General features: G+C 66.8%; 22 protein-coding genes. 8 read left to right on the top strand and 14 right to left on the bottom strand.

The features are described from left to right. Window positions 1-172: 172 nt before the first annotated feature. Window positions 173-1,816 carry a chaperonin GroEL gene (gene groL / locus J2848_RS19840; protein WP_149234489.1) on the bottom strand — a complete coding sequence of 548 codons (1,644 nt, stop codon included), beginning with the start codon at window positions 1,814-1,816 and terminating at the stop codon, window positions 173-175. A 49-nt stretch (window positions 1,817-1,865) separates the two neighbouring features. Beyond that, entirely contained in the window at window positions 1,866-2,156 is a 291-nt protein-coding gene (groES, locus tag J2848_RS19835; RefSeq protein WP_149234490.1) for a co-chaperone GroES, read from the bottom strand. 357 nt (window positions 2,157-2,513) lie between these two features. On the opposite strand from groES, the gene J2848_RS19830 reads away from it, so the two are divergent. The 4 genes from J2848_RS19830 (at window position 2,514) to J2848_RS19815 (ending at window position 5,018) form a co-directional block, all read left to right on the top strand. Further along, the gene (locus J2848_RS19830; protein ID WP_149234491.1) at window positions 2,514-2,777 is read left to right on the top strand and encodes an usg protein; all 264 of its coding nucleotides are present in this window, start codon (window positions 2,514-2,516) and stop codon (window positions 2,775-2,777) included. Between the two features lie 103 nt (window positions 2,778-2,880). Next, on the top strand, window positions 2,881-3,132 hold the full coding sequence (locus J2848_RS19825; protein WP_149234492.1) for a hypothetical protein: 252 nt from the start codon (window positions 2,881-2,883) through the stop codon (window positions 3,130-3,132). Window positions 3,133-3,313: 181 nt separating this feature from the next. Then, window positions 3,314-3,808, top strand: coding sequence for a lysozyme (locus J2848_RS19820; RefSeq protein ID WP_149234493.1), 495 nt, complete (start codon window positions 3,314-3,316; stop codon window positions 3,806-3,808). A 136-nt stretch (window positions 3,809-3,944) separates the two neighbouring features. Further along, window positions 3,945-5,018: a COX15/CtaA family protein gene (locus tag J2848_RS19815; RefSeq protein ID WP_149234494.1), complete on the top strand. Its 1,074-nt coding sequence runs from the start codon at window positions 3,945-3,947 to the stop codon at window positions 5,016-5,018. A gap of 222 nt (window positions 5,019-5,240) precedes the next feature. Here the strand turns inward: J2848_RS19815 and J2848_RS19810 are convergent, their stop codons facing one another. The 8 genes from J2848_RS19810 to ccoN form a co-directional block, all read right to left on the bottom strand. Then, on the bottom strand, window positions 5,241-5,903 hold the full coding sequence (locus tag J2848_RS19810; RefSeq protein ID WP_246194313.1) for a Crp/Fnr family transcriptional regulator: 663 nt from the start codon (window positions 5,901-5,903) through the stop codon (window positions 5,241-5,243). A gap of 182 nt (window positions 5,904-6,085) precedes the next feature. Beyond that, window positions 6,086-6,289 carry a cbb3-type cytochrome oxidase assembly protein CcoS gene (gene ccoS / locus J2848_RS19805; protein WP_149234496.1) on the bottom strand — a complete coding sequence of 68 codons (204 nt, stop codon included), beginning with the start codon at window positions 6,287-6,289 and terminating at the stop codon, window positions 6,086-6,088. Then, window positions 6,195-8,714 carry a heavy metal translocating P-type ATPase gene (locus J2848_RS19800; protein WP_149234497.1) on the bottom strand — a complete coding sequence of 840 codons (2,520 nt, stop codon included), beginning with the start codon at window positions 8,712-8,714 and terminating at the stop codon, window positions 6,195-6,197. Before J2848_RS19800 ends, ccoS begins: the two co-directional genes overlap by 95 nt. Before the next feature lie 59 nt (window positions 8,715-8,773). Next, window positions 8,774-9,304, bottom strand: coding sequence for a FixH family protein (locus J2848_RS19795; RefSeq protein WP_149234498.1), 531 nt, complete (start codon window positions 9,302-9,304; stop codon window positions 8,774-8,776). A gap of 209 nt (window positions 9,305-9,513) precedes the next feature. Next, window positions 9,514-10,404, bottom strand: coding sequence for a cytochrome-c oxidase, cbb3-type subunit III (gene ccoP / locus J2848_RS19790; protein WP_149234499.1), 891 nt, complete (start codon window positions 10,402-10,404; stop codon window positions 9,514-9,516). 3 nt (window positions 10,405-10,407) lie between these two features. Beyond that, on the bottom strand, window positions 10,408-10,569 hold the full coding sequence (locus J2848_RS19785; RefSeq protein WP_012972963.1) for a cbb3-type cytochrome c oxidase subunit 3: 162 nt from the start codon (window positions 10,567-10,569) through the stop codon (window positions 10,408-10,410). A 15-nt stretch (window positions 10,570-10,584) separates the two neighbouring features. Beyond that, window positions 10,585-11,322, bottom strand: coding sequence for a cytochrome-c oxidase, cbb3-type subunit II (gene ccoO / locus J2848_RS19780; RefSeq protein ID WP_109442804.1), 738 nt, complete (start codon window positions 11,320-11,322; stop codon window positions 10,585-10,587). Between the two features lie 21 nt (window positions 11,323-11,343). Beyond that, the gene (gene ccoN / locus J2848_RS19775) at window positions 11,344-12,840 is read right to left on the bottom strand and encodes a cytochrome-c oxidase, cbb3-type subunit I (protein ID WP_149234500.1); all 1,497 of its coding nucleotides are present in this window, start codon (window positions 12,838-12,840) and stop codon (window positions 11,344-11,346) included. A 246-nt stretch (window positions 12,841-13,086) separates the two neighbouring features. Here ccoN and J2848_RS19770 point away from each other — a divergent pair, with 246 nt between their 5' ends. The 3 genes from J2848_RS19770 to J2848_RS19760 all read left to right on the top strand — a co-directional run bounded on the left by J2848_RS19770 (window position 13,087) and on the right by J2848_RS19760 (window position 15,404). Then, window positions 13,087-13,647 carry a hypothetical protein gene (locus J2848_RS19770; protein ID WP_149234501.1) on the top strand — a complete coding sequence of 187 codons (561 nt, stop codon included), beginning with the start codon at window positions 13,087-13,089 and terminating at the stop codon, window positions 13,645-13,647. A 123-nt stretch (window positions 13,648-13,770) separates the two neighbouring features. Further along, entirely contained in the window at window positions 13,771-14,142 is a 372-nt protein-coding gene (locus J2848_RS19765; protein ID WP_149234502.1) for a cupin domain-containing protein, read from the top strand. A gap of 50 nt (window positions 14,143-14,192) precedes the next feature. Then, window positions 14,193-15,404 carry a class I SAM-dependent rRNA methyltransferase gene (locus tag J2848_RS19760; protein ID WP_149234503.1) on the top strand — a complete coding sequence of 404 codons (1,212 nt, stop codon included), beginning with the start codon at window positions 14,193-14,195 and terminating at the stop codon, window positions 15,402-15,404. Window positions 15,405-15,492: 88 nt separating this feature from the next. On the opposite strand, the gene gluQRS is transcribed toward J2848_RS19760, so the two are convergent. Further along, complete coding sequence (gene gluQRS, locus J2848_RS19755; RefSeq protein ID WP_149234504.1) at window positions 15,493-16,350, bottom strand: tRNA glutamyl-Q(34) synthetase GluQRS; 858 nt, start codon at window positions 16,348-16,350, stop codon at window positions 15,493-15,495. 60 nt (window positions 16,351-16,410) lie between these two features. Further along, a complete protein-coding gene (locus tag J2848_RS19750; RefSeq protein WP_014248815.1) occupies window positions 16,411-16,578 on the bottom strand; it encodes a hypothetical protein in 168 nt (55 codons plus the stop codon). Between the two features lie 397 nt (window positions 16,579-16,975). Between J2848_RS19750 and J2848_RS19745 the strand changes: the two genes are divergently transcribed. Next, window positions 16,976-17,539: an HNH endonuclease gene (locus J2848_RS19745; RefSeq protein WP_042688610.1), complete on the top strand. Its 564-nt coding sequence runs from the start codon at window positions 16,976-16,978 to the stop codon at window positions 17,537-17,539. An 80-nt stretch (window positions 17,540-17,619) separates the two neighbouring features. Here J2848_RS19745 and J2848_RS19740 read toward each other — a convergent pair whose 3' ends face one another. Together J2848_RS19740 and J2848_RS19735 are read right to left on the bottom strand one after the other, a co-directional pair. Then, on the bottom strand, window positions 17,620-18,216 hold the full coding sequence (locus J2848_RS19740) for a demethoxyubiquinone hydroxylase family protein (RefSeq protein WP_211103304.1): 597 nt from the start codon (window positions 18,214-18,216) through the stop codon (window positions 17,620-17,622). Beyond that, window positions 18,213-18,749, bottom strand: coding sequence for a disulfide bond formation protein B (locus J2848_RS19735; RefSeq protein ID WP_149234505.1), 537 nt, complete (start codon window positions 18,747-18,749; stop codon window positions 18,213-18,215). The genes J2848_RS19740 and J2848_RS19735 overlap by 4 nt, the downstream gene beginning before the upstream one ends. Window positions 18,750-18,905: the final 156 nt, after the last annotated feature.

The following is an 18,905-nucleotide window of genomic DNA, read 5'->3' as shown; positions in this document are numbered from 1 at the left end:
GCAAAGCAAGGCGGACTTCGCCTTGACATTTCAGGATCGCGGAATGCTGCGACCACCCCTTGCCCATCCACCCAAAAGAAGTCCGTCCAAAAGAAAAAGGGCGCCCCCTTGCGGAGGCGCCCCTTTCCAAACCGCGGAACGGTTGGCAGACAGGCTATGGGACGCGGGCTGATTAGAAGCCCATGTCGTCCATGCCGCCCATGCCACCCGGCATGCCGCCCGGAGCAGCCTTCTTCTCCGGCTTCTCGGCGATCATCGCCTCGGTGGTGATCAGCAGGCCGGCGATCGAGGCCGCATCCTGCAGGGCGGTGCGGACCACCTTCACCGGGTCGATGATGCCGGCGGCCACCAGGTTGGTGAACTCGCCCTTCTGGGCATCGTAGCCGAAGTTGGCGTCGTTCTGCTCCAGCAGCTTGCCGACCACGATCGAACCGTCGGTGCCCGCGTTGAAGGCGATCTGACGGACCGGGGCCTGCAGGGCGCGGCGGATGATGTCGATGCCGACGCGCTGCTCGTCGTTGACCGGGGTCAGCTTGTCGAGAGCCTTGGCGGCATACAGCAGGGCGGTGCCGCCGCCGGCGACGATGCCCTCTTCCACCGCGGCGCGGGTGGCGTGCATGGCGTCGTCAACGCGGTCCTTGCGCTCCTTCACCTCGACCTCGGTGGCGCCGCCGACGCGGATGACGGCAACGCCGCCAGCCAGCTTCGCCAGACGCTCCTGCAGCTTCTCGCGGTCGTAGTCGGAGGTCGTCTCCTCGACCTGGGCGCGGATCTGGCCGCAACGGGCTTCGATGTCGGCCTTGTCGCCGGCGCCGTCGACGATCGTGGTGGTCTCCTTGGAGATCACGACCTTCTTGGCGGTGCCCAGCATGTCGATGGTGACGTTCTCGAGCTTGATGCCGAGGTCTTCGGAGATGACCTGGCCGCCGGTCAGGATGGCCATGTCTTCCAGCATCGCCTTGCGGCGGTCGCCGAAGCCCGGGGCTTTGACGGCGGCGATCTTCAGGCCGCCGCGCAGCTTGTTGACGACCAGGGTCGCCAGGGCCTCGCCCTCGACGTCCTCGGCGACGATCAGCAGCGGACGGGAGGACTGAACGACGGCCTCCAGAACCGGCAGCAGCGACTGCAGGCCCGACAGCTTCTTCTCATGCAGCAGGATGTACGGATTCTCGAGATCCGCGATCATCTTGTCGGCATTGGTGATGAAGTACGGCGACAGGTAGCCGCGGTCGAACTGCATGCCCTCGACGACGTCCAGCTCGGTGTCCAGGCTCTTGGCCTCTTCCACCGTGATGACGCCCTCGTTGCCGACCTTCTCCATCGCCTGGGCGATCATCTTGCCGATCTCGGCTTCGCCGTTGGCGGAGATGGTGCCGACCTGGGCGATCTCGTCGTTGGTCGTAACCTTCTTGGCGCGGCTCTGGATGTCGGCGACGACGGCCTCGACGGCCACGTCGATGCCGCGCTTCAGGTCCATCGGGTTCAGGCCGGCGGCGACCTTGGTCACGCCTTCGCGGACGATGGCCTGGGCCAGAACGGTGGCGGTGGTGGTGCCGTCACCGGCCAGATCGTTGGTCTTCGAGGCGACCTCGCGGACCATCTGGGCGCCCATGTTCTCGAACTTGTCGGACAGTTCGATTTCCTTGGCGACCGACACGCCGTCCTTCGTGATGCGCGGAGCGCCGAAGGACTTCTCGATCACGACGTTGCGGCCCTTCGGGCCCAGCGTGACCTTCACGGCGTCGGCGAGGATGTCAACGCCACGCAGCAGCTTTTCGCGCGCGGTGGGGCCGAACTTGACGTCTTTGGCAGCCATGTCTCGATTCCTTTTAACTAGCGAATTTCAAAGGATACGGGCAGAGGACTTAGGCCTCGATGATGCCCATGATGTCGGATTCCTTCATGATCAGGAAATCCTGGCCTTCGATCTTCACCTCGGTGCCCGACCACTTGCCGAACAGGATGCGGTCGCCGGCCTTGACGTCCAGCGCCACGACCTTGCCCGACTCGTCGCGGGCGCCCGGGCCGACGGCGATGACTTCGCCTTCCTGCGGCTTTTCCTTCGCCGTATCGGGGATGATGATCCCGCCCTTGGTCTTGGTGTCGGACTCCAGACGCTTGACGACGACGCGGTCGTGCAGCGGACGGAACTTCATGGAATGCCTCCTTGGATCAAGGCTTGGTTCTGACTGACGTGAATTGGCGCGGGCTGGTTGCTGTTAGCACTCCCTCCCGGCGAGTGCCAGACAGCTAATCGAAGCGGTTTTGGGATTCAAGAGGCTCGTTTCGAAATTTGCCGCAAATGCCGGCAGCACTCACCCAAACCTGCTGCTAACACACTGAAATAACTTGATATTTCCCGTTGCACCCGAGGGCGGGCACAGGCAAGATTTCTTCAAACGGTCACGAAGGACCAGCCTGCCCGGCAGCGGCGCCCCGCGCCGGGACAGCAGAAAGAGGAAACCGACGCCGCCAGAGCCCGCCCAATCCACCCACTGCATGGGAGACCGTCCATGGCCGATCTCTGCCTTCAGCTCCGCGATTTCCGCCTGACCACCGCCGAGATTCTCTACCATATGCCGGACCATCCCGGCCTGTTGCAGTGCTACCTTTGGCAGGAGTTGGACCAGGCGCCCGACTATCCGGTGCTGCGGCGCTTCCTCGATTTCTGGCAGCGCAATCTGGACGGCAAGCTGCATTCGGTGCGGCTGGCGAGCCAGACCCTGATCACCCCCGGCGAGTTGCGCCACGCCGCCGCCGATTTCCGCCTCCACTGATCTCCGCCCCCGCTTCCCACGCCTGTGATTGCCGTCACAGCGCCACCCGTCGGTATTAGCTAAAATTTTAGCCAATACCGACATTGGAGAGGCGGAGGGCACGATGATGGCGAAGCGGAAGGCGGATGGCTGGACCGGAGGCCCTGCAGCCGGCCGCATCCGGAAAATGCCGCCGGCCGACAAACGGCTGGCCCGCACCGCTTCGAACCCGAACCCGACCAGGTGGACGCGTTGGCAGGACCGGGAGAGCCGGCTGGTGGAGGCTCTTCTGGAGTTCACGACCATCGCCGGCCTGTTCGCCCTGCTGTTCGCCCTGTTCGTGCTGTTCGGCGCCGCGCAGACCCTGTCACCCTGAGACCCTGCCGCCCTGAAATCCTGGGAAGCTCCGATCCTGCTGCGCACCCTCTCCGCTGGGATTTCCGCGGCTTGCGACAAATTTAAATCCCACCTTCCCGCTCGGCGGGTATCTCGCATAGCATCGCCCCCGATGCGGGCGGCGCCATTCCGCCCGGCGCGCCAACCGGGAGTTTCCATCCATGACCACCAAGCCGGTCTGCCAAGCCGCGGTCGATCTCGTGAAGCATTTCGAGGGGCTGTACCTCAAGGCCTATCTGTGCCCGGCCGGCGTTCCCACCATCGGGTACGGCCACACCGCCGGCGTGACGATGGGCGAGACCATCACCGCCGATCAGGCGGACGCCTTCCTCGCCTCCGACCTGACGGCCGCCGCCGGCCATGTCGACGCCCTGGTGAAGGTGCCGCTGAACGACGACCAGCGTGGTGCGCTGTCCTCCTTCGTCTTCAATCTCGGCGCCGGCAGCCTGCAAAGCTCGACCCTGCTGAAGCTGCTGAATGCCGGCGATTACGCCGGGGCCGCCGGCCAGTTCGGCCGCTGGGTCTATGCCACGGTGAACGGCACGCCGACCAAGCTGCCGGGTCTCGTCGCCCGCCGCGCGGCGGAGGAGGCGCTGTTCGAGGGGCAGACCGCCCAGCCGAAAGCCGGCGTGACCACCGCCGAGGGCACCCCCTGATATGGGCCAGTTCTCTGGGCCGGATCCCTGGGCCTGATCCGGCATTCCGGCAGACACCGGACAAGAGCCGTTTGACGGGACGGGATGTTCGCCCCACATTTGCGGACATCCCACCGCCGCGCTCCGGAATGCCGCATTGACCGCCTTTGCCTCCGACGGCCTCGCCGCCGACACCCGCCCCAATCCGAACCGGCCGATCGCCGTCTGGCTGCTGATCTGCGCCGCCATGGTGCTGGCCATGGCCGTGATCGGCGCCATCACCCGGTTGACGGAATCCGGCCTGTCGATGGTGGAATGGAAACCGCTGATCGGCATCCTGCCGCCGCTGTCCTCGGCGGAATGGAACCGGGTGTTCGACCTCTACAAGGCGACGCCGGAATTCCGCATCTACAACAGCCACATGGATCTCGCCGGCTTCCAGTCGATCTTCTGGTGGGAGTGGTTCCACCGGCTGTGGGGCCAGCTGATCGGTTTCGTCTTCCTGATTCCCTTCCTGCGCTTCTGGATGCAGGGCCGCATCTCTTCGGCTCTCTGGCCGAAGCTGGCCGGCCTGTTCCTGCTTGGCGGGCTTCAGGGCGGCATCGGCTGGTTCATGGTGAAGAGCGGGCTGGTCGATTCGCCGAACGTCAGCCATTACCGGCTGGCGCTGCATCTCGGCACCGCGATCCTGATCTACGCCCTGCTGCTGCGCACGGCGCTGGGCCTGCTCGACCCGCTGCCGCTGGCGGGCTGGCGGCCGGAGTCGGCGTCTTTCCGCCGCCACACCCGCTGGGCGCTGGGGCTGGTTGCCGTCACCATCGTCTGGGGCGCCTTCGTCGCCGGATCGGATGCCGGCTTCGCCTACAACAGCTTCCCGCTGATGAACGGCCACTGGATCCCGCCGGAGGTCGACACGCTGACCCCCTGGTGGCTCAACCCGGTCGAGAACACTGCGGCGATCCAGTTGATCCACCGCGCGCTGGCGATCCTGACCGGCGTGGTGGTTCTGGTGCTGGCCGCCCGAGTCTTGAATGCCCGCCTGCCCGGCCGCGCCGGCCGCGCGGCATTGGCGTCGGGCGCCATGGTCCTGCTGCAGATCGCCATGGGCATCGCCACGCTGCTGACCGTGGTGTGGGTCCCCATCGCCGCCGCCCATCAGGCCGGCGCCATTCTGGTGGTGTCGATGCTGGTGTGGCTGCTGTTCGAACTGCGGCCGATCGGTCGGGAGTAACGCGCGCTGTATTCTTGCCGGCGTGCGGGCGCGGCTGGCAAGATCTACACGGATGTTACGGATTTAAGCACGGATTACACGGATTTTTTAATGGCTTGCCGACGCGGAAGCTGCCCGGCAAGCCGAAGCATTGCGGAGAAACGTCCGCGACATCCGTGTTCTAATCCGTGACATCCATGGAAAAATTGCCGAATACGCCGGCCCCCCGCAAAGGCGCGTGGCTCACGCCCCTTCGGCCAGATCGTACATCGCGTCGATATCGGCGATCAGGACCTTGTTGCCTTCCTGGAGCGAGATCACGCCGGCGGTCTTCAGCTGGGTGAAGGTGCGGCTGACGGTTTCGGTGGTCAGGCCCAGATAGTCGGCGATGTCGGCGCGGCTCATCGGCACGAAGACCGGGTTTTCCTTGTGGCCGCGGCGGGCGGCGCGCTGCGACAGCATCAGCAGGAAGGAGCAGATCTTCTCCTTCGCCGTCTTGCGGCCAAGCAGAAGCATCTGGTCCTGTGCCGCGGCCAGCTCGTTCGACGCCATCGAGAACAGGCGCCGCTGCATCTTGGGGAATTCCTCCAGCAGCGCGTCGATCTTCTTGCGCGGGAAGCGGCAGAGCGAGGCGCTGGTCACCGATTCGGCGGTGTAGGCATAGCTGTCGTTGACCGCCAGCCCCAGGAAATCGCCGGTCACCAGGAAACCGGTGATCTGGCGGCGGCCGTCGGGCAGCAGCTTGTACAGCTTCACCGTGCCGGAGGTGACGTTGTAGAGCGCATCGGCGGCGTCGCCCTCGGCGAACAGGGTGTGGCCGGCATCGATGCGCACATTCTGCAGAATGTCGGCAAGACGGCGCAATTCCTCGGGGTCCAGCGCGGCGCAGACCGTCAGGCTGCGCACGGGACAGGCCCCGCAGGGATTCATTTCCGTCGCAGCGCTCTTTTCCCGAGCGCGAACCATATCAAAAGGTGGCATGGAGGAACCCAGCCTTTCATTCCGCATGGGCTCATATTGGTGGCAATCGCGCGGAATCGCAACCTCGCACGCATACAACCTAATCTTTGCCCATAGGGAATTTGGCACTATTGCCCGCGGACGGCCTCCGCCGGCTTGGCCGCTTCGCCGCCCGGGCGGGCGGGCGGCGGCAGATCATCGTCGAACAGGACACGGTGGGCCGCTCCGTCCAGATCGTCAAACTGGCCGGACTTCAGCGCCCACAGAAAGGCCGCCAGCCCCAGGCCGCCCAGGCTCAGCGCGATCGCGATCAGATAGAGAAGCTCGTCCATCACCCGAATCCTTACCCGGCAGTTCCCGGACGGCGATGTCCCGCACGGGAAGATCCTTGACGACGGCGCCGCGGGCCAGCCGCAGCGCGTTCAGAATGACGATCAGCGACGACGACGACATCGCCAGCGCCGCCAGCAGCGGCGTCAGCATGCCGCCCATCGCCAGCGGCACGGCGCACAGGTTATACACCAGGGCGATGCCGAAATTCTGCTTCACCAGACGGCCGGACCGGCGGGAAACCTCCACCGTCTCGACGATCGGGCGCAGCAGCCGGCCCTGGAACACCACGTCGGCCGCGGTCTGGCTGACGTCCACCGCGGTGGAGGGCGACATCGACACCGCGGCGGCGGCCAGCGCCGGGGCGTCGTTCAGCCCGTCGCCGACCATCAGCACGGTGCGTCCCCGGGCCGCCAGTTCGGTCAGCGCCGCGGTCTTGTCGGCCGGAGTCTGCTCGGCCCGCCAGTCGGCGATGCCCAGCCGCTCCGCCACCGCCGCCACAGCGCCGCGGCGGTCACCCGACAGCAGTTTCACCTCCAGCCCGCGCGCCTTCAGCGCCGCCACCACCGCGGCGGCGTCGGGGCGCGGGGCGTCGAGGAAGACGATCCGGCGCGGCTCCTCGCCCGGACGGGCCAGCCACAGCTCCGGACCGGCGGCGTCCTCCGCCTCCAGCGGCGCGCCGGTGAAACGGCGGCTGCCCAGCCGCACCTCGCCATCCGCCGTCTGCAAGGATAGGCCGGCACCGGCGATCTCGCGCACGCCCGCGGCCACCGGCACCTCGGGAGCGGCGGCCGCCAGCGCGCGGGCCAGCGGGTGGCGGCTGGCCGCGGCGAGTGAGGCCGCCAGCGCCAGATCCTCCGCCGGCAGCCCGTCGAGCTGCGGCACCGGACGCCCTTCGGTCAGGGTACCGGTCTTGTCGAACACCACCGTGTCGATGGCGGCGAGCCGTTCCAGCGCGGTCGGGCTCTTCAGCAGCGTGCCCTGGCGCATCAGCCGGCCGCTGGCGATCACCTGCACCACCGGCACGGCCAGAGCCAGCGCGCAGGGGCAGGTGATGATCAGCACAGCAATGGCGTTCATCAGCGCGTCCTGCCACACCACCCCGCCCAGCAGCATCCAGGCGGCGAAGGTGGTCAGCGCGGTCAGATGCACGACGGGGGCGTAGAGGCGCGACACCCGGTCGGCGATGGCGACGTATTTGGCGCGGCCCTGCTCCGCCACCTCCATCAGCCGGACGATCTCGGCCAGCAACGTGCCCTCCCCCACCGCGGTGACGGTCAGGCGCAGGGGTGCCGTCAGGTTCAGGGTGCCGGCGAAGACCTGATCGCCCGGCCGCGCGGTGCCGGGCACCGTCTCGCCGGTGATCAGGCCGGTGTCGAGGTCGGACACGCCGTCGGACACCCGGCCGTCGACGGGGATGCGCTCGCCGGCCGCGACCAGGATGGTGGTGCCGGGGACGATTTGCTCCGGCGCCACCACGGCGCTGGTGCCGTCGGCGTTCAGGATGGTGACGGCGTTGGCGCGCAGGCCCAGCAGCTGTTCGGCCGCCGACCGCGCCCGGCCACGCGCCCGCTGGTCGAGATAGCGGCCGACCAGCAGGAAGAACAGCAGCATGACGCCGCCGTCGAAATAGGCATGCTCGCCGCTGTGGATCGTCTCGAACAGGCTCATGCCGGTGGCGAGCAGCACGCCGATGGTGATCGGCACGTCCATGTTGGTGCGGCCGTGGCGCAGGGCCGACAGCGCCGAGCGCGCGAAGGGACGCAGCGCATAGGCAATGGCCGGCATGCAGATCAGCGCCGAAATCCAGTGCATCAGGTCGCGGGTGGCGGTGCCCATGCCCTGGCTGTGTCCAGCCCACACCGACACCGACAGCAGCATGACGTTGCCCATGGCGAAGCCTGCCACCGCCATGGCACGCAGCAGTTCCTTCTCGCTCTTGGCCTGGGCACCGCCCAGCCGGTCGGGGTCGAAGGGAACGGCGCGGTATCCGAGCTGCGCCACGGTGCCGACCACCGCGTTGGCGTCGGTCACCTCGGGCTTCCAGCGCACGGTCAGCCGGCGCGTGGTCATGTTCATGCGGGCCTGGGCGACGCCCGGCTGGCGGTTGAGCGCCGATTCGATCAGCCAGACGCAGGCCGCGCACTGCATGCCGTCGACCATCAGATGCAGGCTGCGGCTGCCGTCCTGCTCCTCGCGGGCATGCGGTTCGTAATCGACCGCCGGGGCGTCGTCGGGGCGCAGAGGGCGGGCGGTGGGATCGACGCTGCGGCGCTCGTAATAGCGCTCCAGCCCCAGCCCGCGGACGAGGTCGTAGGCGGCGGCGCAGCCGGTGCAGCAGAACGGCCCCGCGCCATCACCGGCCGTCATCGTGGCGACCTGTGCGCCCTCGCCCAGCTCTTGTCCGCAATGGAGGCAGACGGTCATCTCAACGTCACCCTGACAGTCCCGGTCGCGGCGTCTTCGCCGCCATCACTGCACCCAGGTCACTGCACCCAGACGCGCTTCTGGTCCTGATAGTCGCCGCTGGCGTGGGTGATGACGAAGCGCATGTCCCACTGGCCTTCCAGATCCAGCTCCACCGGGGCGCCATAGCGGCCCTCGCCCAGATAGGGCAGCGACAGGGTCTTGTCATGCCCTTCGGAGATCGGACGGATCATCGTCACGGTGACGGTAGCATCCTTCAGGATCTGGCCCTGCTTGTCGCGGACGGTGATGGCGATCACGCCCTTGCGCGGTTCGGTGCTGGTGAAGTCCGGCTGGACCTGCCAGCCGCGCTCGGCCTGGGCACGGGCACCGGCGAGGTCGTTGTTGTAGCCGAGCCCCTTGATGAAGTGGTTCTCGGTCTCGATCCCGGTCCAGCTCGACACCGCGAAATGGACCATGATCCCGTTCACCGCCAGGACGATCATGAAGACGCCGACGAAGATCCAGGGGATGTACCATCCCGGCTGACGCGGCGCCTTCAGGCGTTTCGGGGGGGCGGGACGGTTTCCGGTGGTGGTGCTGATGCTCATGGTCGCTGGCTGCCCTTCGACTGGTCGGCGGCGTTCGATCGCGGGAACTATGGCGACCGATTGCCGCAGGGACATTGCGATGGATCAAATGACAGGAAGTTAACGAACCGGCCTGCCGGCCTTGAAGCTTCCAAAGAAAAAGGCGCCGGGGAGAGACCTCCCCGACGCCCTTTCCGGTCGGTTCCGTAACGGTCCGCCCGGACTTTGGCTTACTTGCCGCCGCCCAGGTTGTGGACGTAGACGGCCAGCGACTTGATCGTCGCGTCGTCCAGGCGCTTGGACCAGGCCGGCATGACGCCGGCGCGGCCGTTGGTCACCGTCTCGACCAGCGTCTGCTTGTCGCTGCCGTAGAGCCAGTTGGCCTGCTTCAGCGGCGGGGCGCCGACGCCGTCGACACCGGCGGCAACCGAGCCCTGGGCCGCGTCGCCGTGGCAGGCGGCGCAGTTCTCGTCATAGACGGTCTTGCCCTTGGCGACCTTGCCCGCATCGGCGGTCTTGCCGTTCAGCGACAGGACATAGTCCGTCACCTGATCGATCTGGTCGCGGTTGAGGATGCCGTCCTTGCCGAAGGCGGTCATGCCGACGTTCGGCGTGCCGCGGGTGTCGCCGTCATCCGAGCGGATGCCGTGCTGGATGGTCTTGTAGATGTCGGCCGAGGAGCCGCCCCACAGCCACACGTCGTCGGCCAGCGTCGGGAAGCCCTTGGCGCCCTGGCCGCCGGCGCCGTGGCAGGCGGCGCAGTTCTCGTTGAAGTAGGAGCGGCCGCCGGCCATGGCGAAGCCCAGCAGGTCCTTGTCCTTCTGGATTTCGTCGACCGACTTGGCGGCGATGGCGGTCAGGTACTTGGCCTGGCCGGCCTTCGCTTCCGCCAGCCTGGTGTCCAGCTCCTCGCGCTGGGAATATCCCAGGATGCCCTTCGTGTAGGTCTTGCCCAGCGGCCAGGCCGGGTAGAACACGTAGTACACCATCGCCCAGGCGATGCAGACGTAGAACAGGTACAGCCACCACTTCGGCAGCGGATTGTTCAGCTCGCGCAGTCCATCCCACTCGTGGCCGGTGGTCTCGACGCCGGACAGCTCGTCCTTGTAATTCTGTGCCATGGTCTAAAGCTCCTGACCATCATCCTTGAGCGGGATCTGGGCGGCGTCGTCGAAGGTGCGGCGGTTGCCGGGCCACATGGCGTAAACCAGGATGCCCGTCAGCAGCAGCATCAACCACACCGTCCAGAAGGACCGAAGCATCACCGTGATCGAATCCAAGTCCATGGATTCCTCCCCCGATTACTGCTGCAGCTGCTTGGACTGGTACTTGGTGAAGTCCACCATGGTGCCCAGCACTTGCAGGTAGGCGACGAGAGCGTCCATTTCGGTGACGTTCTTTTCGCCGGTGAAGTTCGCCACCACGGCCTTCGGATAGCGCTTCATCAGCCCGGCGGTGTCGCCGTCGGGGTTCTTCTGCGCTTCCAGGTCGGCCTTGGCGTTGGCGATCTGCTCGTCGGTGTAGGGAACGCCGACGATCTTCAGCGTCTTCAGGTGATCGGCGATGTCGCCGTAGCTCAGCGGACGGTCCTTCATCCAGCCGTAGGTCGGCATGATCGACTCCGGCACGACCGCGCGCGGGTTCACCAGATGGGCGACCTGCCAGGCGTTGGAGTATTTGCCGCCGACGCGGGCCAGATCGGGACCGGTACGCTTGGAGCCCCACTGGAACGGATGGTCGTACATCGACTCCGCCGCCAGCGAGTAGTGGCCATAGCGCTCGACCTCGTCACGGAACGGACGGATCTGCTGGCTGTGGCAGTTGTAGCAGCCTTCGCGCAGGTAGATGTTCTGCCCGGCCAGTTCGAGCGGGGAGTAGGGACGGACCCCCTCCACCTTCTCGATGGTCGATTCGATCGTGAAGAGCGGGACGATCTGAACCAGACCGCCGATCGACACGGTGATCAGCACGAGCACGATCAGCAGAAGGGTGTTCCGCTCGATCAGGTCGTGGCTGAAGCCCTTTTTATCCTGAGCCATTTCTCGCATCCTTCCCTAGCGTCAGGCCGCGCCGACCGTCGCCTTGTGCGGCGTGGTGACATAGGGCTTCTCGATGCGGACATCGCCCTTCGCCGTGCGCCACAGGTTGTAGACCATGATGAGAGCGCCGGTGACGAACAGGACGCCGCCCATCGCGCGGATCACGTAGAACGGGTGCATCGCCGCGACGGTCTCCACGAAGGAGTACTGCAGGAAGCCCAGGTTGTCGTAAGCGCGCCACATCAGGCCCTGCATGATGCCCGACACCCACATGGCGGTGATGTAGAGCACGATGCCGATGGTGGCGGTCCAGAAGTGGTAGCTGACCAGACGCAGGCTGTAGAGCTGCGACCGCTTCCACAGCACCGGAACCAGATAATAGATCGCGCCGAAGGAGATGAAGGCGACCCAGCCGAGGGCGCCGGAGTGCACGTGGCCGACGGTCCAGTCGGTGTAATGCGACAGGGCGTTGACCGGCTTGACCGACATCAGCGGGCCTTCGAAGGTCGACATGCCGTAGAAGGCGACCGAGGTGACCAGGAAACGCAGGACCGGGTCGGTGCGCAGCTTATCCCAGGCGCCCGACAGGGTCATGATGCCGTTGATCATGCCGCCCCAGGACGGCATCCACAGCATGACGGAGAAGGTCATGCCCAGTGTCTGCGCCCAGTCCGGCAGGGAGGTGTAGTGCAGGTGGTGCGGGCCGGCCCAGATGTAGAGGAAGATCAGGGTCCAGAAATGGACGATCGACAGGCGGTAGGAATAGACCGGCCGCTCGGCGCGCTTGGGCACGAAATAATACATGATGCCCAGGAAGCCGGCGGTCAGGAAGAAGCCGACTGCGTTGTGGCCGTACCACCACTGCACCATGGCGCTCTGCACGCCCGACACGAAGGTGTAGGACTTCATGCCGAACAGCGACACCGGAACGTTGACATTGTTGCCGATGTGCAGGATGGCGACGGTCAGGATGAAGGCCATGAAGAACCAGTTCGCCACATAGATGTGCGACTCGCGCCGCGTCATCACCGTGCCGATGAACTGGACCGCATAGAGCACCCAGGTGACCGTCAGGTACAAGTCGAGGATCCACTCGGGCTCGGCGTATTCCTTGCCCTGGGTGAAGCCCAGGACATAGCTCAGCGCCGCGAGCACGATGAAGACGTTGTAGTTCCAGAAGATGAACTTGGCCAGCCCTTCGCCCCCGAAGAGATGCTGGCGGCAAGTCCGCTGGACCGAATAAAGCGAAGTGGCGAACAGCACATTGCCGCCGAACGCGAAAATCACGGCCGAGGTGTGGACGGGGCGCAGGCGCCCGAAGCTCGTCCACTCCAGCCCGAGATTCAGCGCCGGGAAGGCCAGCTGCAGAGCGATGAAGGTACCGGCCAGGAAACCGATCACGCCCCAGAACACTGCAGCGATAACGAAGAGTCGGATGGCGTCCTCATGGTAACGCACGTCTTCCGACACCCGCTGGCTGCCCAGGGTGGCCCCTGAAGTCAGAGTCGCTGATGTCATACAATCTCTCCCGTTTGCCCCGGGCAGCCGTAAGGCCACGCCGTCTGGGTTGCACCACCACTGGGTACGTACTGTTAAGGAGCGGGACAGGTTGCACTCGGAAATGCCGAAAAGGACGCCGGGCGCGCCTGTCTCCAATGGCGCCCACTATGTGGATGGGGGGGTTCAGCAACATTGATCTACGTCAACGACCCTTCCGCCCCGGGCCTGCCATCGTTCAGTGTCCTTGCAATCGGCCGGGCTGAAATGGACGACGGTTTCATCGCTAAACCCCTTGGTCGGCGCCAGATCGACCAGGCTTACCCGCTGGTCTGCGCCATAGCGCCGGGCCTGGGGGTCGACCAATGGCGCGCATTTGCCGCAGCGCTTCTGGACAGCGCAACCGGGAGCGGCAGTGGAAAGGGTACGGTCGAGGGTGCCGGCCGGCCCGCCGACCGGGGCATCATGACGGTGCAGAACGCGCAAGGGTACATGCACGGCCTGTTCTCCTACGCCGCCGAACCGCATCTGCTGCACGGGCGGACGCTGTGCGTCGACAACTTCGTGGTGCTCGACCTGTTCGACGTCGCCGGCGTGGCGGAGGCCCTGCTGCGGGCGATGGAGGGGCTGGCCCGGCAGCTGGGCTGTGCGGCCATCCATACCACCCTGCCCGACCGCACCGTCCAGCGGGACTCCCGCCGCGACCCGATCCCCGACTGTTTCCGCACCGAAGGGCACCGGCAGGAGACGATCCGCTTCTGCAAGGATCTGGCGGTGGTCAACGACAACGCCCCGGCGGTGGCGGACGGGCGGCGCGGCGCGGAATAGCCCCAGCCGGATGGCAGGGCGCTCGGCGGCTCTCGACCGGCCGCTGCCGCTGGTGCAGGATCGCGATCCCGGCCCCGTCCATGACGGCGTCGCGTTGCAACCACCGGACCCGGAAGCTTTTGGATGAGCGGAGCACGATTCGGCAGCCTGCTGGAGGGGCTTCCCGCAAGCCCGCAGCCCGACGAACTCTTCACCACGCTGGCGGCGCTGCCCGGTGTGCGGATCGAGCGGATCGTCTCCACCGGCCAGACCTCGCCGGACGGCTTCTGGTATGACCAGCACTGGGACGAGTTCGTCCTGCTGGTCGCCGGCACCGCCAGCTTGCAGGTGGAGGGAACGGGCGACCGCGTGCTGACGCCCGGCGACTGGACGCTGCTGCCCGCCCGCACCCGCCACCGCGTCGTCGCCACGGCGGTCGGCGAGCCGACGGTGTGGCTGGCGATCCATGTCGGCGAACCGGACAGCGAACCGGGCGACGCCATCGGAGCAGAGTAGAAACACCGCCGCCATTGCGCGCCGCCGATTTGCCGCTAGGATGCGGGCCCATGAGCGACACCGGCACCAAACCCGTCAAGAAATACCCGGCGATCCATCTGCAGTCCGGCCGCCAGCGGCGCGTCATGCATGGACATCCCTGGGTCTATTCCAACGAAGTCCAGATGGACAACACCGCCAAGGCGGTGCCGCCCGGCAGCCCGGTGCGGCTTCTGGACCCCGGCGGGACGCCGCTGGGCATCTACACCTTCAATCCGCACACGCTGATCGCCGCCCGGCTGCTGTCGGGCGACCCGGCGACCGTGGTGGACCACGCCTTCATCGCCGGCCGGCTGCGCCGCGCGGTGGAACTGCGCGACAGGCTGTTCACCCGCCCCTTCTACCGCGTCGTCCATGCCGAGGCGGACGGGCTGCCCGGCCTGATCGTCGACCGGTTCGACGATGTGGTGACGGTGCAGGCCAACTCCGTCTTCATGGACCGCCGGATCGACGAGATCCTGGCCGCCATCGACGAGGTGATGGCGCCGCGCGCGGTCATCCTGCGCAACGACAGCACCCAGCGCGCGCTGGAAGGGCTGGCGGAGGAGACCCGGCTGGCCAAGGGCGAGATCGACGGGCCGATCCGGCTGGAGGAGAACGGCGTCACCTTCTTCGCCAACCCGCTGGACGGCCAGAAGACCGGTTGGTTCTACGACCAGCGCGACAACCGCGCCTTCATCGCCTCGCTCGCCAGGGGCGGCCGGGCCATCGACTTCTTCAGCTACAATGGCGGCTTCGGCATCCAGTGCGCAGTGGCCGGCGCCACCCAGGTGATCGCGGTCGACCGCTCCGCCCTGGCGCTGGAGAACGCCACCCGCGCCGCCGAGGCGAACGGCGTCGCCGACCGCTTCGAGGCACGCAAGGCCGACGCCTTCCAGGAGCTGGAACGGCTGAACGCCGCCGGCGAGACCTTCCAGGTGGTGGTCGCCGATCCGCCGGCCTTCGTGAAGTCGAAGAAGGATCTGGCGGTCGGCTGCCGCGCCTACCGCAAGATGGCGCGTCTGGCGGCGAAGATCACCGCTCCCGGCGGCTATCTGCTGTGCGGGTCGTGCAGCCACAATGTCGACCCGCCGACCTTCGCCGAGCAGGTCGCCCGCGGCCTGAACGACGCCGGCCGCACCGGCCGCATCCTGCGCAGCGCCGGTGCCGGCCCTGACCACCCGGTCCACCCGCATCTGCCGGAGTCGGCTTATCTGAAGGCGATCGTACTGCAACTGGATTGAGGTTGCGGGCGCGGGGGCGCACGTACAGGTCAGGTACAGCCCCCATACGCCCCGGTATCGGCACGTACGCCCGCCAGCCGGGCAAATCCTATCCTGCAAATCCCGCCATCGCCCGCACTTCGGCCGGGCTGCGGCCCTCGTCCCGCAACGAACGCAGGGACTGGGCACGGTCGCGCTTGGCCAGCCGCTCGCCCGCCGCGTTCCGCAGCAGGCCGTGGTGGTGATAGTCGGGGGGATCATAGCCCAGCAGAGCCTGCAACAGCCGGTGCAGGTGGGAGGCGAAGAACAGGTCCTCGCCGCGGGTGACCAGGGTCACGCCCTGCAAATGGTCATCGACGGTGACGCTGAGGTGATAGCTGGTCGGCGTGTCCTTGCGCGCCAGCACCACGTCGCCCAGCAGCTCCGGTGTCGCGTCCTGCCAGCCTTGCACTTGGTCGTGCCAGCGCAAGGGACCGGTCAGCCGGCGGGCGGCCTCCACATCGAGTCGCAACGCCCAACTGTTGCCGGGGGCATCGCCATGCGCGATCCGCTCGGCGCGCTCCGCCGCGGAGCGATGGCGGCAGGTGCCGGGATAAAGCGGGCCATCCGGCCCATGCGGAGCGGCCCCGGCCCGCGCGATCTCGGCGGCGATGTCCTTGCGGGTGCAGAAGCAGGGATAGAGCACGCCCAGCGACTCGAGCCGGGCCAAGGCGGTGCGGAAATCGTCGAAATGGTCGGACTGGCGCCGGATCGGACCGTCCCAGTCGAGGCCGAGCCACGCCAGATCCTCGATCAGGTCGCGCTCGTAGTTCGGGCGGCAGCGGTTGGGATCGATGTCCTCGATCCGCAACAGGAAGCGGCCGGCGGCGCTGCGGGCGGTGGTCCAGCCGAACAGCGCGGAATGGGCATGGCCCAGATGCAGATGCCCGGTGGGGCTGGGGGCGAAGCGGGTGACGAGATCGCTCATCCCCGCTTTATAGCGGATCGCGCACCGGATCGGGCGCGGGATGTGAAAGGCGGAGCGGGCTTAGATATACGGATTGTCGCGGATCGGCTCGACCGGGATCTCCTCGCCTTCCAGATAGAGCGCCAGACGGCGGCGCAGCTCGCGGTCGAACGCGTCGATGCGGATCTGGCGTTCACGCTCCTCGCGTTCACGGCGCTTCTGGGCGAGGTCGATGATGACGGCGGTCATGGCGGGCTATCCTCGGGGTCGCGTCCGGCCGGGACAACCGGCGGGGTCTGCTTGGATCAACGAGACCCACCATGGTGCCGTCATGGTTAACGAGGGGTAACCGCGCAAGGGAAGCCACTGGTCTTTTTGTCGATGTCACAGCCTGCGCGCGTGGTGGCGGCCGGCCCCTTCACGGCCTCGGCGGCATGCCCACAGCGCGGAAAAGGTTACACAACGGTGAAGAAATTCGGCCGCACCGGGTCAAGATATTGAGTCCGGGCGCTTGATCCACTATGTATCTGGTTGTCCCGGAGGACGATCCGGCCGCCGGGGCACAGCAGACACGACCCCGCGCACGAGGCCGCATCAGTGTCGCGTGCCGGGATCCAGACAACGGTTACAGACAAGGGAGTGGCCATTGGCTCCACCACCCGATCACTGTCCGGCTCTGGTGCTGAACGCGGATTTCCGCCCGCTCAGTTACTTCCCCTTGTCGCTATGGTCCTGGCAGGAAGCGGTCAAGGCGGTCTTTCTCGAACGGGTCAACATCGTATCGCACTATGACCGAGTCGTCCGATCCCCAAGTTTCGAAGTCCGGTTACCCAGCGTCATCTCGCTGAAAGAGTTCATCCCGGCCACGCGCCGCCCCGCCTTCACCCGCTTCAACGTCTTCCTGCGCGACCGCTTCACCTGCCAGTATTGCGGCCGCCCTTTCCCCACCCACGATCTCACCTTCGACCATGTGATCCCGCGGTCCCGCGGCGGCCGGACAACATGGGAGAACGTCATCACATCCTGTTCGGCCTGCAACCTGGCGAAGGGCGACCGCCTTCCCCATGTCTGCGGCATGATCCCCCTCAGTCCGCCCTTCCAGCCCAGTGCCTACGAGCTGCAAGAGAACGGACGCGCCTTCCCGCCAAACTTCCTCCATGAAAGTTGGCGGGATTTTCTTTATTGGGACTCGGAATTGGACCCGATGTAGGGCCAATGATGTCGGGCCGATGCGGCAGAGATGCGGATGGGGGCCGCTGTTGGCCCCCGGCCCGCCCTACACCCGCCCCTTTATACTCTCTCGGCCACCCAGATCACCGCCCGGGTGCCGGCCTTGATCGCCGCCGACAGCAGCGGATAGCCCGCAGCACGCTCCGCCTCGTTCTGCAAGCCGATGTCGCGGTGCTCGACCTCTTCCGCCTGGAATTTGCGGATGCTGTCGGACAGCTCCTGCTCCTCCGGGCCGAGATGCTTCAGCTGCGACTCGTAATGCTCCTCGATCACCTCTTCCACCGCGACGGTGCAGGCCATCGCCGCCCGTTCGCCGAGGATCGCGGTGCCGGCGCCCAGCAGGAAGCCGGTGACGTGCCACAAGGGCTGTAGCAGCGTCGGGCGCACCCGGCGCCGGTTCAGCTGCTTTTCGAAATATTCCAGATGGACCAGCTCCTGCTCGGCCATGTGGCGCAGGGTCTTGCCGTGCCGGCCCTTGCCCATGACGGCGATCTGGCCCTCATAGATGCGCTTGGCGCCATATTCGCCGGCATGGTCGACGCGGACGATGCGGGCCAGCCGGTCGCGGCGCGGCAGGTCGCCGGGCATGGAACCGGGCAGCGCCCCCCGGCTCGAATCGGAGCGGGTGACAGCGGCTGGAGACGTCGTTTCACTCACAATGCGGTCCTCGACACCGGGGTGCGGGTGTAGGCGATGCGCGCCGCGACGAAGGCGTAGGCCGCCAGCGCCAGCGAGATCACCACGTTGTAGCCCGCCATGGAAATCCCGAACAGCGACCACGCCACTTCGTCACAGCGGGTGACCGGAGCGGCCAGCACCTGGGCGCGCAACGCCTCCAGCGAATTGGCCGGCGCCGAGCCGCCGCAGGACGAGGTGCCGGCCCACCAATGCTGCTCCACCCCGACATGATAGGCGGCGATGCCGGCCCCGGCCAGCAGGGCCAGCCCGCTCACCACCAGCAGGGCGTCGCCCAGCCCCTTCCAGCGGCGGAACAGCCAGGTCACCAGCCCCAGCACCATCACCGCCACATAGGGCCAGCGCTGCATGATGCACAGCACGCAGGGCTGGTAATTCAGCACGAACTGGAAGAACAGGGCCGACAGCAGCACGCCGGCGCTGGCCAGGGCCAGAAGCAGGGCGGCAATGCGGGGATCGTCCAGGACACGGTCGGATAAGGGCTTGGTCGTCATGGCCGACAAGGTAGCGCGTGCGGGGCCGTTCGGCCAGCCGTCCGCGTGGCCCGCCGCAAGCCTGCGACGGCATGACAGGGGCCGCGGCATCGATGGGGAATAAGCGGCACCGCGGCGGCGTCGCCGGGACGTTAGCGGGGGGTCGGCACGGTGCGA

This window comes from Azospirillum lipoferum, from assembly GCF_024170005.1.
Lineage (GTDB): Bacteria > Pseudomonadota > Alphaproteobacteria > Azospirillales > Azospirillaceae > Azospirillum > Azospirillum lipoferum.
Note: the sequence above shows the minus strand (reverse complement) of the source record. Positions and strands in the feature narration are given on the sequence as shown.

Coding starts and splice junctions, on each gene's coding strand:
- groL (WP_149234489.1), bottom strand. CDS start 1,816: ATGGCTGCCAAAGACGTCAAGTTCGGCCCCACCGCGCGCGAAAAGCTG.
- groES (WP_149234490.1), bottom strand. CDS start 2,156: ATGAAGTTCCGTCCGCTGCACGACCGCGTCGTCGTCAAGCGTCTGGAG.
- J2848_RS19830 (WP_149234491.1), top strand. CDS start 2,514: ATGGCCGATCTCTGCCTTCAGCTCCGCGATTTCCGCCTGACCACCGCC.
- J2848_RS19825 (WP_149234492.1), top strand. CDS start 2,881: ATGATGGCGAAGCGGAAGGCGGATGGCTGGACCGGAGGCCCTGCAGCC.
- J2848_RS19820 (WP_149234493.1), top strand. CDS start 3,314: ATGACCACCAAGCCGGTCTGCCAAGCCGCGGTCGATCTCGTGAAGCAT.
- ccoS (WP_149234496.1), bottom strand. CDS start 6,289: ATGGACGAGCTTCTCTATCTGATCGCGATCGCGCTGAGCCTGGGCGGC.
- J2848_RS19800 (WP_149234497.1), bottom strand. CDS start 8,714: ATGACCGTCTGCCTCCATTGCGGACAAGAGCTGGGCGAGGGCGCACAG.
- J2848_RS19795 (WP_149234498.1), bottom strand. CDS start 9,304: ATGAGCATCAGCACCACCACCGGAAACCGTCCCGCCCCCCCGAAACGC.
- ccoP (WP_149234499.1), bottom strand. CDS start 10,404: ATGGCACAGAATTACAAGGACGAGCTGTCCGGCGTCGAGACCACCGGC.
- J2848_RS19785 (WP_012972963.1), bottom strand. CDS start 10,569: ATGGACTTGGATTCGATCACGGTGATGCTTCGGTCCTTCTGGACGGTG.
- ccoO (WP_109442804.1), bottom strand. CDS start 11,322: ATGGCTCAGGATAAAAAGGGCTTCAGCCACGACCTGATCGAGCGGAAC.
- ccoN (WP_149234500.1), bottom strand. CDS start 12,840: ATGACATCAGCGACTCTGACTTCAGGGGCCACCCTGGGCAGCCAGCGG.
- J2848_RS19770 (WP_149234501.1), top strand. CDS start 13,087: ATGGACGACGGTTTCATCGCTAAACCCCTTGGTCGGCGCCAGATCGAC.
- J2848_RS19765 (WP_149234502.1), top strand. CDS start 13,771: ATGAGCGGAGCACGATTCGGCAGCCTGCTGGAGGGGCTTCCCGCAAGC.
- J2848_RS19760 (WP_149234503.1), top strand. CDS start 14,193: ATGAGCGACACCGGCACCAAACCCGTCAAGAAATACCCGGCGATCCAT.
- gluQRS (WP_149234504.1), bottom strand. CDS start 16,350: ATGAGCGATCTCGTCACCCGCTTCGCCCCCAGCCCCACCGGGCATCTG.
- J2848_RS19750 (WP_014248815.1), bottom strand. CDS start 16,578: ATGACCGCCGTCATCATCGACCTCGCCCAGAAGCGCCGTGAACGCGAG.
- J2848_RS19735 (WP_149234505.1), bottom strand. CDS start 18,749: ATGACGACCAAGCCCTTATCCGACCGTGTCCTGGACGATCCCCGCATT.